General features: G+C 64.9%; 1 protein-coding gene. It reads right to left on the bottom strand.

What is annotated here, in order from left to right:
* On the bottom strand, positions 1-197 hold a 197-nt coding region (locus HUO12_RS14325; protein WP_456298153.1), incomplete at its 3' end, for a thiolase family protein.
* Positions 198-490: the final 293 nt, after the last annotated feature.

Raw genomic sequence — 490 nt, 5'->3', positions numbered from 1 at the left:
TGGCCGAGGCCTGCGGGCAGCACGCAGCCCATATAGATGCGGTCCACGTCGCCGCCGTCGATCCCGGCACGTTCCACTGCGCCCTTCACCGCGGTCGCGCCTAGCTCGGTCGCGCTGACATCGGACAGCGCGCCCTGCATCGCGCCCATCGGCGTGCGGGCATAGGACAGGATGACGACGGGATCGGTGCTGGACATAGAAAACGGCCTCTCGTTCGCGTTGGTTTCGAAGGTGATATAATGGCAATGGCCGAGCGCGCAATTCGGTCCTTATCGCGCGCGCATGGCGGTAATGTTTCCGTGGGAGCGCTTCGTGCGTTAGGCTTTGGCGAAACATATCAGGAGAGAGCCATGCCGATGACCGAGGAAGACGCCCAGACGCCGAGCCACAGCGATGCCGAAATGCGCGCGCTGCTGGAGCGGCAGCGCGTCGCCTTCACCGCTGCGATGCCCGAAGATCTGGACGCGCGGGAGAACCGGCTCAATCGCGC

Source organism: Altererythrobacter lutimaris, from assembly GCF_013371495.1.
Lineage (GTDB): Bacteria > Pseudomonadota > Alphaproteobacteria > Sphingomonadales > Sphingomonadaceae > Erythrobacter > Erythrobacter lutimaris_A.
The sequence above is the reverse complement of the archived record's forward strand: the minus strand, read 5'-3'. Positions and strand labels throughout refer to the sequence as shown.